Below are 14,647 nucleotides of genomic sequence, written 5' to 3'. Positions count from 1 at the left end.
CATCAATTAGATGTGTTGAGTCAGTCGATCAATGAGCAGATTGGTCATATGTCATTTAGCCATAAACTTAGGGAAGTTAATTTATTCCCATTAAAGCCAACAAAAATTGAAATATTTCAAATAAATGTTGGTAAAATGTGTAATCAGGTTTGTAAACATTGCCATGTAGATGCGGGTCCTGACCGAAAGGAAATCATGACTCGCGAAACCATGGAATTGTGTTTAAGAGCAATTCGATTATCTGGAGCGCATACCGTAGATATAACAGGAGGAGCACCGGAAATGAACCCTGATTTTAGATGGTTTATTGAAGAAATTTATATATTGGGTGTACAAAAAATAATTGTAAGATGTAATTTAACAATTATATTGGCTAATAAAAAATATCATGACCTACCTGATTTTTTTAAAAAGCATAAAATTGTAGTAGTTTCATCGCTTCCATATTTTAGTGCAGGTCGAACTGATGCCCAACGTGGAGAAGGAGTATTTGAGAAATCCATTCAAGCATTACAAATGTTGAATAAGGTTGGATATGGAATATCAGATAGTGGTCTAGTACTTGATCTTGTTTATAATCCATCCGGTGCATTTCTTCCAAGTTCACAAATGGTATTGGAACAAGAATTTAAAAAGAAATTAAAAGCAAATTATAATATTAGTTTTAATCAACTTTTTGCAATTACTAATTTACCCATTAGTCGATTTTTAGAATATCTTATAGAAACTAATAATTATAAGGGCTATATGGACAAATTGATAGAAGCCTTCAATCCAATCGCAGCAAGCGAAGTTATGTGTAGAAATACCATCTCAATTGGGTGGGATGGATTTATATATGATTGTGATTTTAACCAAATGTTGGATTTGATGGTTTCATGCCCTTCAAAACATATTTCCGATTTTCACATCAATGAATTGCAATCTAGAAATATTGTAATAAATCAACATTGTTATGGATGTACAGCTGGAGCAGGCTCGAGTTGTGGCGGGAGTTTATCATAAAAAAGGAACATATCAGCTAAGAGAATATATATGAAATTAAGTATTATTATTCCGACTTTGAATGAGGAAGATAATATTGGTGGATTATTAAAATACCTTTTAGAAAATACCTCTAATAAAAACGTTGAAATAATCATTGTAGATGGAGGTAGTAAGGATAGGACTCAGCAAATTGTAGCTTCTTATCCTGTTAAATTTATTGAAGCTCCCAAGACCAGTCGTGCTAGTCAAATGAATTATGGCGCTTCTTTGTGTTCAGGAAATTATATATACTATGTGCATGCTGATGTTTTTCCACCTTCCAGTTTTTATTCGGATTTTCTAAAATTAGCATCAGAAGGTATCTTAATGGCAATGTATAGACAAAAGTTTAATAGTTCGAATCCCATCTTTCTGATCAATTCCTATTTTACTCGATTTAATAGACTTTGGTGTCGCGGTGGAGATCAAACCATTTTTATTTGTAAAAAATTCTTTGATTCATTAAATGGATTTGATGAACATTGGATTATTATGGAAGAATATGATTTAATACAAAGAGCTATGTTATTAACATCCTTGCATATTTTACCTGATTATGTTTTAGTTTCTGTAAGAAAATATAAAACGAATTCATGGATTAGAGTAATGCTCGCAAATATGAAAGCATATCAATTATTTCTTAAAAAAGTATCACCATTAAAAATTAAGGAAACGTATCAACGAATGTTGAATTCGTATTAATTTTCATTACTTAATTTGGTAACGAAATGTAAGGCGATTAATTAGAAATATACATCCAATTTGAATCCATTTTCACAATATACCGATTCGGAAAAATTGTAATAAATTTTGAATCAAAATCCAAATTATATATAAGATCATTTTTATTTTCTGCCAACCTATTATAAATAAGAATTCCTTTTGTGGAAAGTAAGTTTTTAATTTGTTTTATGAATTCAAGCGTTTCAAATTCAATTGGAATATGAGCGTCTTCAAAAATATCCATACAAATGATATCATAAGATTTATTATGATTTTTCAAAAATGAAGTTGCATTGTCATTAATAATATCCAACTTGGATTTTAATGACATTCTGATATATTTGTTAAATAATCTAATGATTTCTGGATCTATTTCAATACATGTATATGAGGCATTAATATTAAATTTTTTTTCCAACATGAAAGGGATACTTCCCAAGCCTAGACCCAACACTAAAATCGAATCAGGGGAAATAGTATGAAAATTAATTGATTTAAAGGCTTTATAATAGTTATCATATAAGTCTGCATAGGAATAGATGGCATTTTGACTTACCAATTTAAATCTTCCATTTGATAAAAAGACGTTTAATTCAGGATTAAATTTAGATGTGGTCCTTTCTATGGGAATATCTATAATATAACTAAAAAGCAGTTTTAGTTTAAATAAAATTTGCATTAATTTAAATAAAATTTACTTAACTGAGAAACCTAATGTCCAACCATTTTGTGGGGTAACGAATGAAAGTTGACCAAGTTCATTTTCTGCCATTAAAATCATACCTTTTGATTCTACTCCTCTAATCGTTCGTGGTGCAAGGTTTGCAAGAATTAATACTTCTTTACCAATAATTTCTTCAGGTGTAAAATGTTGGGCTATTCCGCTGGCAACAGTCCTTTGTTCAAAACCAAGATCTAATTTGAGTTTTAGTAATTTATCTGCTTTTGGTATTCTCTCTGCTTCGATAATTTTAGCTGTTCGAATATCCATTTTATCAAAATCTTCATAATTGATTTCAGGTTTTAATGGTAAGTAGCTGAAGTTTTGTTGAATATCATTCATTTCATCTTGAATTAATTTCGTTTTTTCGAGTTTTGACATTTGATATTCAATTATTTCATCTTCAATTTTAACAAACAAGTAATCAGGTTTTTGAAGTTTATGACCCGGTTCAGCAATGATAATTCCTTCCGCTAGTTCATTTAATAGATTTACTAATTCACCTTTACCCTCTATTAATGGCAGATTTAGCATTTTTCGAAGTTTGTCTGAAGCTTTGGGTAGAAATGGATGCATGGCTACACTTATTACAATTACATAGTGCAAAGCCAAGTTCATAACTACTTCTACACTTTCTGGATCGCTTTTGTGGTTTTTCCAGGGTTCATTATTTTGTAATAATTGGTTTCCTGCAGTGCAAATTTCCATCAAATATTTCAATCCACCTCTAAAATCAAATTGTCTTAAGCATTGATTTAATTCTTGAACTTGATCAAATAAGTAGATACATTCAGAATCATGATAACCACCAAAATCATCTTCAATTACACCATTAATAGAACAATTCGGATCAAAATCAGGAATAGAACCTTTATAATACTTATCCGTTAAAACCAAGACCCTATGAACAAAATTGGAGAGATTATTAACCAATTCATTATTGACTGCATCCTGAAAAGTTTTCCAAGTAAATTCGCTGTCTTTTTGTTCAGGCATGTTTTTAATAAGATAATATCTCAATTCATCTACATGACCAGGTAATTCAGTTAGATATTCATGCACCCAAACGGCCCAATTTCTAGAAGTAGAAATTTTTTTACCTTCAAGATTCATAAATTGGTTGGCGGGCACATTAACTGGTAAATTAAAATCACCATGTGCTTTTAAGAGTACCGGAAAGATGATACAATGAAAAACAATATTATCCTTACCAATAAATTGTATAAGTTCGGATTCAGGATCTTGCCAATATTGTTTCCAATCTTTATTATTTTCTTCAGCCCATTTTTTGGTTGCGGAAATATATCCAATTGGTGCATCTAACCAAACATAAAGTTTTTTGCCAAGACTGCCAGGGATTTCTTGAGGAACATCAACACCCCAATCCAAATCTCTTGTCATCGCGCGGGCTTGTAATCCACTATCGATCCAGGATTTGCATTGGCCCAATACATGGTTTTTCCAAGTTTCAGGGTCATGGTGTTCAATATGATTTATGGTCCCTAATTCGAGCCACTCTTTAAGCCAATCTTCATATTGATCTAAAGGAAGATACCAATGTTTGGTTGTTTTAAGAATAGGTGTAGCACCTGTTAAAACAGATTTCGGGTTAATTAATTCTTGTGGACTAAGAGATGAACCACAATTTTCACATTGGTCACCGTATGCATTATCATTTCCACATTTCGGACAGGTACCCACAATATAACGATCAGCTAAAAATTGGTTAGCTTCTTGATCAAAATATTGATCTGACTCTTTTTCAACAAAAGTTTCTTTAATATATAATGTTCTAAAGAAATCCTGAGATGTTTGGTGGTGCAAATCAGATGAAGTTCTATGATAAAAGTCAAAACTTATTCCAGCCCCTTTGAACGTCTCAACAAATTGTTGATGATATATATCAATAATTTCTTGTGGTGTCTTTTGTTCTTTTAAAGCGCGCATTGTTATAGCCGCACCATGTTCGTCGGAACCACAGATGAAAACAACTTCTTTATCCATAATTCTTAAAAACCGTGCATAAATATCAGCAGGCAAATAAGCACCGGCGAGATGGCCAATATGTAATGGACCATTTGCATATGGCAATGCTGCTGTAATTAAATGCCTTTTATATTCGACCATAGCAAAGGGTATATTATAAAACGTTGCGAAGATAGCTAATGGAAGGCGCCAATTTACCTTCAAATTAATATTTTTTTTATATAATAAAATTTATTACCTATATAGTTAGTTTTCAACATTTAATAAATAATAATATAAATGATTTATTAAACGATTTATAATATAAATTCTGTTGAATATTCAATAATTGCATATCTTGTTTGATTAATTTATACCTATGCCTTTACAAGAAGAATTCGAGCAACAAGGAAATTTTCTATTTAAACATCGAAGCTATATTCCAATTTTGATATTGTTAGCTAGTTTTATAATTTATACGATTAGTATTAGAGATGGTAAAGACCCATTTGGTAATGGGATTATCTATTTATCGCTTGGCGTGTCAATAATTGGATTGTTGATAAGAATTTATACTGTTGGTCATTCACCTGCCAATACATCTGGAAGAAATACTGCGGCTGGTCAAGTGGCTGATACATTAAACCAACAAGGAATTTATTCAATAGTTAGACACCCACTTTATCTTGGAAATTTTTTAATGTATTTGGGTTTTGCTTTATTGCCAATGAGTATTTTTTTTGTTATTATTTTTTGTTTATTGTTTTGGATATATTATGAGAGGATCATGTTTGCAGAAGAACAATTTTTAAGAGGAAAATTCAATACCATGTATTTAAATTGGGCATTGAAAACTCCGGCTTTTATTCCCAATTTTTCACTATTTAATAGTACAGAAATACATTTTAGTTGGAAGAAAATACTTAAGAAAGAAAAGAATGGATTGGCAGCATTGTTTTTTATTTTTTGGATTTTTTATATACTTAGAAATTATTTAATGGGTAAGGTAATTTTGGATTATTCGTTTTGGACTTTAGCCATGGTTATTTGTATACTTTTATATTTCATATTAAAAATCATTAAACAAAATACTAATTGGTTGGATGAAGCAGAAAGATAAATGCAATGCAATGCAATGTATTTATCAAATCCTGATCTCAATATGAGCGTTTATTTTTTTATAGGTTTCTAAATTTTATTTATTGCAATACATTTAAGTCTTATATGAAAGAATATCATTTAATTGTAGTTATAGTAATATGTTTTTTTGCTTGTAAAGAGACTACAAAAGTCAATAAACCAGAATACTTGGGAGTTAGCCCTCAAAGTATACAAGGCATATGGAAGAACACAATAAGTCAGTCTGCAGATTTTAAAATACTCAATGACAGTATGTATTTTTTGCAAGAAGTCAATCAACCAGGATTTCCGTATTCAATTAAGGGTGATTCCTTAATAATTTCGTTTCCAACTTTTAAATATAAATTCAGAGTCATTAGATTTGCTGGGGATTCCATGCATTTGTTGGATGAACAGAATTTAAATTCTTTTCATCGAATTTAAATTCTGTCCAATATTTTATCTTAATAATTTTAACTTGTAGGTCAATTTAAAGACTAATTAATCAGTTTAAATTTTAGTGGAAGTGAATACTTTACAGCAACTGTTTTATTTCTGTGTTGTCCAGGATTCCATTTAGGCATTTGAGAAATAACTCTAACTGCTTCTTCATCACAACCACCACCAATTTTTCTCATAGCTTCAACATTAAGTATTTCACCAAATTGAGAAACTATAAACCCAACGATAACGGTACCTTCAATTCGGTTTTCTCGAGCAATATTAGGGTAGTTAATATTTTTTTGTAAATATTTATATAATTTTTCAGCACCACCAGGAAAACTGGGCATGACTTCAGCAAAATCAACAAAAGTGGATTCAGATGATCCAGTTAATGTTCCAGTTTTAATAATATCACCTTGCTCGATACCATTTATATTTGTAAGAGTATCACCATCAGAAGTTTCAGTCCCGATGGATACCAATCTGATTTCATCGACGGTTGGAATATTAATTTCTTTTATGTCTTCTTTGTCATTAACAATTCTTGGAGTTACAACTTTTGTGGTTTTAAATTTATGATTTTGATTATTGAAGTAAGGTTTAGTTTTTGGTATAGTAGGAAAGTTTATAATTATTAAAGAATCCGGTTTAACATTTATCACCATTGGGTCGATTATTTTTAATTTAGTTTTAGCTAAAATATTTGAAGAAACAATGAAAGTTATTATCATAATTATTGTTAAACACATTGCCTTAGCCATATGATCATTATAGGTTCTTCGAAGTTGATAAGCACCATAATTTTTGTTTCGATTTTCGAAGATGATATCATCGAATAGATTTTCTGAATTAATGTTAGTTTTCATAATTTTTTGTTTTAGATGAATCTTATTTATATAACGTAAGATTAATATAAAACGTTGCCAACGTAATAATTTTCAATATAATATATTGAAATAGCAAAAATTATAAAATTATTGATTAGAATGAGATCGTAATTGTTGAATGATCAATATATTATTTTTGAATTTGAAATAAAAAAAAGTCTTAGGATTAACCTAAGACCTTTTTTTATTAATTATATATTTTTACTTTTTTGCGAGCAGATCTCTAATTTCTGTTAATAGTTGTTCTGAACTTGGACCAGCAGGTGCTGCGACTTCTGTTTTCTTAGTAGAATTTACAGCTTTGACTATTAAGAACATTACAAACGCGATGATTATGAAATTAATAATTGAGGAAATAAAAGTTCCATAATATATTGCATTTTCAGGTGTGGCAATTTTTCCATCAGCTCCTAAAACAGCTTGATCTAAAACAATTTTTGCTTCTTTGAAGTCACCAAATTGGAATATTTTAGATACTAATGGCATAAACATACCATCCACAAAACTAGAAACTATAGTACCGAAGGCAGCTGCGAGTACCAAACCTACTGCGATGTCAATTAATCCACCGCGCATTGCAAAATCTTTAAATTCCTTGAACATGATGAGTTTGATTTAATTAATTAAATGAGAAAAAATTTTAGTTTAAATTCGAATCCAGCGATTGTAAGTTGCATTCGTAAAAATAATATTAATTGACTTGTATTTATTCAAGTCACAACAAAAACGGTATGTTTTTGTCATCATTTTTGTAAAAATCAGGCAAAAATGCCGCCAAAAACATTATATATTTACTTTTTACGACGGATTTTATCCATCGCAAAAAATTAATCGCCCCTACAGGGCTAAGACTTGAATAGTTACAATTACTAAATTATTTAAGCTAATTCTTTTCTGATTTTATTCAAGGCTGACCCTTCTCTTATCCATGAAATTTGTTGTTCATTATAAGTATGAAGTAATTCAATTCTGTCTGAAGAACCATCGTTATGCTTAGCAATTAGAATTAAAGGTTCTCCAGGATTCATAACATCAAATCCTTCAAGATCCAGTAAATCATCCTGACGGATCAGTTCATAATCTGAAGGTTGTTTAAATGTCAAGGCGAGCATTCCTTGTTTTTTCAAATTGGTTTCGTGAATTCGAGCGAAGGATTTTACGATAACCGCTTTAACACCTAAATACCGTGGTTCCATTGCAGCATGTTCTCTAGAAGATCCTTCCCCATAGTTTTCTTCACCGATTACGAAAGTACTGATATTGTTTGATTTGTAAGTTCTTGCAGAATCGGGAACGGTCATGTATTCATTCGTTACAAAATTCAAAACCCTATTGGATTCACCATTATATGAATTCATTGCACCGATCAGACAGTTATTTGAAATGTTTTCCAGGTGGCCTCTAAATTCTAGCCATGGTCCAGCCATTGAGATATGATCTGTAGTACATTTTCCTTTGGCTTTTATTAAAACCCGAACATTTCTTAATTGATCAGAAGTAATTTCTTTGAAGGGTTCCAGTAATTGGATTCTTTTACTTGAAGGATTGACTGCGATTTTGATTTGAGATCCTTCTCCAGCTGGTGCTTCATAACCAGCATCGGCTACATCAAATCCTTTTGGTGGTAGTTCAAATCCGGAAGGCGGATCCAGTTTGACCATTTCACCATTTTCGTTCATTAAAGAATCAACTAATGGGTTAAAGCTCAATTTTCCGGCTACAGCAAGAGCAGTTACAATTTCAGGTGAAGCAACGAAAGCGTGTGTGTTCGCATTTCCATCATTTCTTTTGCTAAAATTTCGATTGAATGAAGTAATAATTGAATTTTTTCTAGTTGGATCGAGATTATGACGTTTCCATTGGCCTATACATGGACCACAAGCATTAGCCAAAACAATACCACCAATCTGTTCAAAGGCATTTAACAAACCATCCCTTTCTACAGTGTATCTAATCAATTCTGAACCCGGAGTCACTGTAAACTCTGATTTAACTTTAAGATTTTTAGTTATGGCTTGTTGTGCAACAGATGCTGCTCTGGAAAGGTCTTCATAAGATGAATTGGTACAAGATCCAATCAGTCCAACATCAAGTGTTTCAGGATAATTATTATCCTTTACAGCGGCAGCAAATTTAGATATTGGCCATGCTAAATCAGGTGTATACGGTCCATTCACATGAGGTTCTAGCGTGTTAAGATCTATATGTATGACCTGATCAAAATATTGCTCAGGATTTAAATAACATTCTGGATCACCATTTAGATCAGCTACAACGCTGTCTGCTAATTCAGCAATACTTGTTCTATTGGTTGCTTTTAAATATTTGGCCATTGCTGCATCATATCCAAACGTAGAGGTTGTAGCACCAATTTCAGCACCCATATTACAAATAGTACCTTTACCAGTGCAAGAAAGTGATTGTGCTCCTTCACCAAAATATTCAACAATGGCTCCGGTACCACCTTTTACAGTTAGGATTCCAGCTACTTTTAAAATGACATCTTTAGCCGAAGCCCAGCCACTTAAAGAACCAGTAAGATGAACTCCAATGATCTTAGGCATTTTAAGTTCCCAGGGCATACCCGTCATAACATCCACCGCATCTGCTCCCCCTACACCAATAGCAAGCATTCCTAATCCTCCGGCATTTGGTGTATGTGAATCGGTTCCAATCATCATTCCGCCAGGGAATGCATAATTTTCCAGTACAATTTGATGAATAATACCAGCACCGGGTTTCCAAAAACCAATACCATATTTATTTGAAATTGATTTAAGAAAATCAAAGACTTCTGCATTTTCAATATTTGAGCTTCTTAAGTCAGCATCAGCACCGTCTTTTGCTAATATTAAGTGATCGCAATGTACAGTTGAAGGCACAGACGTCTTGGATTTACCACAAGTCATAAATTGTAACAGTGCCATCTGAGCCGTTGCATCTTGCATAGCCACCCGGTCAGGTGAGAAAAAAACATAATCTTTGCCTCGGCTATATTCCTTAACAGGAGAGTCTGGATGCAAGTGGCTATATAGGATTTTATCAGTAAGAGTCAATGGTCGACCCAATATTTTTCGAGTATTAGATATTTTTAATGATAAAGAATGATAATGCTCTTTAAGCATATCAAAATCAAAAGGAGTTTCCATTTTTTATATATTAAATTATTATGTAATATGATTTCAAAATTCCCACAAATTTAATACCCAAATATTTTAAATCAAAGTATAATGGATCTTAAATTTAAATATGGAGTAGAATATAGAAAAGCTTATCATTTTCACTAACAGAAATTCATAATCTTCACAAAAGTTCAAAAGTATTACCTTAAATATCAATTTATAAAAGGAATTATTAAATTATACCTTAATAATAAAAAGCTTCGTTATAGTAGATGATTAATCAAGGTATGAAAAAACTAGCATGTGTTCTAATGATTGCAGTCTTGGGCTTGAGTTGCCATAAGCAAGACAGTGGACAATTTGAATTGGAATATATTATGGATTTTGAAATTGAAGCTGGATTAAATCCACTGCTTACGCATTACTATACTTTTAATGTTAATACCAACTGGAACGAATTTTTAAATGCCCATCAATTAAATGAAGACCAAATAAGTAAAGTCCTTATTAAAGGAATTAGTATTTCACCTATTTTTAGTGGACCAATCAGTTATTCCTTTATAGAATCAGCAAAATTATTTATCTATTTACCAAATCAAAGCAGTTTTAAATTACCAATTGGTGAAGTATTTACTGAACCTAATGAGAAATCAAGAGATTTACAATTTTTACCAGGATTTCCTGATGTTCATACATATCTCAAAGAATCCGTTTTTATATCTGAGCTGAGATTAAATTACAGAGGAATAACGTCCACAAATTCTAACCACAGAATGACGGTAACATTTGATGTTTATATAAAATAATTGAAATAATTTTTGGAATATAAAATGATTATATCTGATTATTCCTCAAATCCTTTACTTATAGTAAGTCAAGATTTGAGGAATAATCAGATAAGTCAAAATTATTTATTTAACGCCATGCATTCTCTTTTCCAGCCATCTATACATTGCAAATAATAAAATTGCAGCTATTCCACTTAAGGCGATGAACACACAGAAAAATGTAAATAAATTGGTTATTTCAATGCCCATGAAATTAGGGACTTGTGCACCTATTTCTGCTGGGCTTTCTCCAGCACCAGGAGGTATTAAAGCTGATAAAGTTCCTGCGAATTTATTGGCTACGGCATTAGCTAAAAACCAAGTACCCATCAATAAGGAGGCAAATCTTAGGGGAGCAAGTTTTGAAACCATGCTCAATCCAATAGGTGACAAACTCAATTCACCCATAGTATGAAGAATATATAGGGCAATGAGCCACCACATGCTAATCTTAGTTTGAGAATCAACACCATGAACACCATAGGCTATAACCATAAAGCCTATGGATACTAAAAGTAATCCAAAGGCCATTTTCATTGGAGAAGAGGGTTCGAGATTACGTTTATGGAGCATATTCCAAAACATAGAAAACAAAGGTGCTAGAATAATGATCCCCAATGGATTGATGGATTGAAACCATGATGCGGGCATAGTCCATGAACCAATTTGCCTATCCGTTTGGGTATCAGCAAATAAGGTTAATGAAGCTCCAGCTTGTTCAAAACATGCCCAGAAAAATATGACAAAAAAGGCAAGAATAAAAATAACACTAATCCGCTGTTTTTCATCACTAACCAAGCTTTTATCACTAAAAATCACAATAGGCATAACTATAATAGCCGCATAAATAAGGTAGCCTATGATATCTACATCGACATTAAAAAGTGTCTTAAAGTTAAGTAGAAAGAAAATCAAGCCAGTACTTCCGATAATAATACCTGCTGTTTTAGCATCCATTTTCTGTTTTGGCATACCAACATGTTCACCATCGGGAGTTTTTAATAATTTATTTTTTAGTAATTCAAATGATATCACACTAATTATCATTCCTATACAGGCTGCAAGAAAACCCCATCTGAAATCATGCACATTTCCGGTATCTCCAATTCCTCCACAGATAAGTGGCGCAAAAAACGCACCCAAGTTTATACCCATATAAAAGATAGTAAAAGCACCATCAATTCTGTGGTCCCCTTTTGGATATAACTGACCAACCATGGTTGATATATTGGGTTTGAAAAATCCATTACCTATAATTAGAAAAGTTAATCCTGCCCACATCATAGAAACTGAAGATGCACTTTCCATACCATCGATTACTGTGCTTCCACTTAGAAACATAAGGAATTGACCTAAAGCCATTAATAGACCACCTATTAATATACTCCTTCTATTTCCCCAAAAACGATCTGCAATATATCCTCCCAATAAAGGGGTGAGATATACTAAGCCAGTAAAGCTTCCATAAACATTTGAGGCGTCAGCACCTTTCATGAGAAGGGCTTTAGTCATAAATAGGATAAATATAGCGCGCATACCATAGTAGCTAAAGCGCTCCCACATTTCAGTGAAAAAAAGTAAATAAAGTCCCTTTGGATGACCAGTATTAGTACTCATTGTTTTGTTTGTTTTGTTATAAAATAGCTTTCGTGACGCTAAAATAGTTTATAAATTAGAATTTGAGGATTCTATTTTAAACAAAGTACTATTTTAACAAAACCGACAACTAATGTTCAAGTTGCTCTTTTATAACAAGTCGACAAATGATATTAATTCAAGACATCTGAATGATGAAGACTTAAAAACCTTGTAATTTAAGAACTGACCCTAATATAATAACTTATTTGTTTTGTTCTTTGGATTTTAACTTTTCTTGTTTTTTAAAAAAACCACGCAATAAGAAATTATGTTTTAGGGCTTCCAGATTTTGATTTAAGAGTATACTTGCTTCATTGATATTATACATTGTTGAATCAATTTTTTGGACGAGCATAGTATCATTTGACAAATAATCAAAAACACCATTACCATCTTTAAAATTAGAAACTGTAGAATTTAGATTGCTAACTACTGAATCAATTTCAAGGCTAGAGTTTTCTAAATTATTTATTATTGCTTTTACCTGATTTGCGACGGATGTATCCTTGAGTACTCCAATGATGTTATCTTTATTGTCCAATGAATGTATTAATTTATTTAGTGAGCTCATTGATGCTCCAGTTTTTTGACCGGTAATTTTGATATATTGTAATATTTCTTTTAGATCTTTAACTAAAAGTGAATCATAAGTAATGGATCCTAGTAGGCCATTACCACTGGTAATTTGATGAGTTATTTTTAGTAAGTCAGCACTTAGTAATGCTACATTTTCATTTGAAACATTTAGTGTGTTTAATGCATCATCAGTTTTTAAACGATTTGAAGAAATTAATATGTCTCCAGGTTCAATTGGAACATTAGAATTTTTTCCCGGACTAATATTAATGATCATATTTCCTACAAGGCCATCGGAATTAATTGATGCAATAGCGTCTTTTTTAATATGCTTTAAAAATTCATTATTAATGATCATGTCAACTTTAACTGTAGTGTCATTATACATTTCTATTCCTTTTACAGTTCCAACACTGACTCCTGAATATCTAACATTACACCCAATTTGAAGTCCGTTTGCATTGTTGAATATAGCTTGTATATTAAATGTTTTACCAAACATATTTTGTTTGTTGCCAATATAGTAAGTTGCAATAATGAACAAGGTCATGCCAATGATTACAAATAAACCTAATTTGAATTTATATGAATTATTTTTTTCCATTTTAAGATTGTTTAAAGAAAGCTTTAATTTTTGAATCATTAGAACGTGATAATTCTTCAAAAGTACCTTCAGCATAATTAATTCCATCAATAAGAAGTATCATTCTATTAGCAATAACTCTCGCACAATCTACATCATGAGTGATAATTATAGAGGAGGTATGATATTGTTTTTGAATGGACATCATAAGTAAAATGATTTCTTTTGAGGTAATCGGATCTAAACCTGTAGTAGGTTCATCATATAATATAATTTTAGGTTGAAGTATGAGTGTTCTTGCAAGGGCAACTCTACGTTTCATACCTCCGGAAAGTTCGTCAGGCATTAGATCAATAGCATCAACAAGTCCAACACTGTTCAGGGCATCTTCTACGAGTGAAGTTGCATCGATGATATCACCAAATTTTTTAGGATGTCTTCGTAACGGAAATTCTAAATTCTCTCTCACAGACATTGAATCATAAAGTGCACTTCCTTGGAAGAGAAAACCAACTTCAGTTCGCAATTCATTCCATTCAGTTTGATTTATTTTAGTGATATCTTTGCCCATTACTTCGATACAACCGCTATCAGGTTCTTCAAGTCCTATAATACATTTGATCATAACGGATTTCCCGGAACCTGATTTACCCATTATAACTAAATTTTCACCTTCATACAAAGTCATATCAAAGCCACTTAGTACTTTATGTGGTCCATAATTTTTATTCAGATCTTTAATAATAATAATAGGCTTAGGTATCAACGTATAAGATTTATACTGTAAAAAAAATATTTGTAATAAATACTGCTATAAAATCAATAACAAATAATAACATAGAAGTATATACGACTGCTGAGTTCGCTGCTAAACCAACCCCTGCTGTTCCTTTACTACAATAGTATCCCTTATAACATCCTACCAAGCCAATAGCAAATCCAAAAAAATAGGTTTTAATCGTGGTAGGGATGATGTCTGTAAATGTAATCGTTTTTAGAACCAAATTAAAGTAGAG

14 protein-coding genes (1 of these 14 running past the window's edge) are annotated in these 14,647 nt (G+C 31.7%); 5 read left to right on the top strand and 9 right to left on the bottom strand.

Annotated elements, in window-relative coordinates; all coding sequences use genetic code 11:
* Window positions 1-48 precede the first annotated feature (48 nt).
* Window positions 49-1,005: an arsenosugar biosynthesis radical SAM protein ArsS gene (arsS, locus tag IPK88_05645; protein ID MBK8242886.1), complete on the top strand. Its 957-nt coding sequence runs from the start codon at window positions 49-51 to the stop codon at window positions 1,003-1,005.
* Window positions 1,006-1,035: 30 nt separating this feature from the next.
* On the top strand, window positions 1,036-1,728 hold the full coding sequence (locus IPK88_05640; GenBank protein MBK8242885.1) for a TIGR04283 family arsenosugar biosynthesis glycosyltransferase: 693 nt from the start codon (window positions 1,036-1,038) through the stop codon (window positions 1,726-1,728).
* Between the two features lie 37 nt (window positions 1,729-1,765).
* Here the strand turns inward: IPK88_05640 and IPK88_05635 are convergent, their stop codons facing one another.
* Complete coding sequence (locus IPK88_05635; protein ID MBK8242884.1) at window positions 1,766-2,428, bottom strand: fused MFS/spermidine synthase; 663 nt, start codon at window positions 2,426-2,428, stop codon at window positions 1,766-1,768.
* Window positions 2,429-2,443: 15 nt separating this feature from the next.
* Window positions 2,444-4,597, bottom strand: coding sequence for a methionine--tRNA ligase (gene metG, locus IPK88_05630; GenBank protein ID MBK8242883.1), 2,154 nt, complete (start codon window positions 4,595-4,597; stop codon window positions 2,444-2,446).
* Between the two features lie 217 nt (window positions 4,598-4,814).
* Between metG and IPK88_05625 the strand changes: the two genes are divergently transcribed.
* Both IPK88_05625 and IPK88_05620 read left to right on the top strand, forming a co-directional pair.
* Window positions 4,815-5,555, top strand: a complete 741-nt coding sequence (locus tag IPK88_05625; protein ID MBK8242882.1) for a lipid A phosphate methyltransferase — start codon at window positions 4,815-4,817, stop codon at window positions 5,553-5,555.
* 104 nt (window positions 5,556-5,659) lie between these two features.
* A complete protein-coding gene (locus IPK88_05620) occupies window positions 5,660-5,998 on the top strand; it encodes a hypothetical protein (protein ID MBK8242881.1) in 339 nt (112 codons plus the stop codon).
* A 53-nt stretch (window positions 5,999-6,051) separates the two neighbouring features.
* Here IPK88_05620 and IPK88_05615 read toward each other — a convergent pair whose 3' ends face one another.
* The 3 genes from IPK88_05615 to IPK88_05605 form a co-directional block, all read right to left on the bottom strand.
* Window positions 6,052-6,864 carry an energy transducer TonB gene (locus tag IPK88_05615; GenBank protein MBK8242880.1) on the bottom strand — a complete coding sequence of 271 codons (813 nt, stop codon included), beginning with the start codon at window positions 6,862-6,864 and terminating at the stop codon, window positions 6,052-6,054.
* Window positions 6,865-7,086: 222 nt separating this feature from the next.
* Entirely contained in the window at window positions 7,087-7,488 is a 402-nt protein-coding gene (gene mscL, locus IPK88_05610; protein ID MBK8242879.1) for a large conductance mechanosensitive channel protein MscL, read from the bottom strand.
* A 275-nt stretch (window positions 7,489-7,763) separates the two neighbouring features.
* Entirely contained in the window at window positions 7,764-10,034 is a 2,271-nt protein-coding gene (locus IPK88_05605; GenBank protein ID MBK8242878.1) for an aconitate hydratase, read from the bottom strand.
* A gap of 260 nt (window positions 10,035-10,294) precedes the next feature.
* Here IPK88_05605 and IPK88_05600 point away from each other — a divergent pair, with 260 nt between their 5' ends.
* Window positions 10,295-10,813 (top strand): hypothetical protein, encoded by a 519-nt coding sequence (locus IPK88_05600; GenBank protein MBK8242877.1) that lies wholly within the window; start codon window positions 10,295-10,297, stop codon window positions 10,811-10,813.
* A gap of 105 nt (window positions 10,814-10,918) precedes the next feature.
* On the opposite strand, the gene IPK88_05595 is transcribed toward IPK88_05600, so the two are convergent.
* From IPK88_05595 to IPK88_05580, 4 genes are all read right to left on the bottom strand, one after another.
* A complete protein-coding gene (locus IPK88_05595) occupies window positions 10,919-12,451 on the bottom strand; it encodes a peptide MFS transporter (protein ID MBK8242876.1) in 1,533 nt (510 codons plus the stop codon).
* 223 nt (window positions 12,452-12,674) lie between these two features.
* A complete protein-coding gene (locus tag IPK88_05590; GenBank protein MBK8242875.1) occupies window positions 12,675-13,652 on the bottom strand; it encodes an MCE family protein in 978 nt (325 codons plus the stop codon).
* A gap of 1 nt (window position 13,653) precedes the next feature.
* Entirely contained in the window at window positions 13,654-14,319 is a 666-nt protein-coding gene (locus IPK88_05585; protein ID MBK8242874.1) for an ATP-binding cassette domain-containing protein, read from the bottom strand.
* 88 nt (window positions 14,320-14,407) lie between these two features.
* Window positions 14,408-14,647, bottom strand: partial view of an ABC transporter permease gene (locus tag IPK88_05580; GenBank protein ID MBK8242873.1) — the 3' end only. The gene runs 531 nt beyond the window's last position; only the last 240 of its 771 coding nucleotides appear in the window; the start codon falls outside the window, past its right edge — the gene reads right to left on this strand; it ends in the stop codon at window positions 14,408-14,410.

This window comes from Candidatus Defluviibacterium haderslevense (genome assembly GCA_016712225.1).
Classification (GTDB): domain Bacteria; phylum Bacteroidota; class Bacteroidia; order Chitinophagales; family Saprospiraceae; genus Vicinibacter; species Vicinibacter haderslevensis.
The sequence above is the reverse complement of the archived record's forward strand: the minus strand, read 5'-3'. Positions and strand labels throughout refer to the sequence as shown.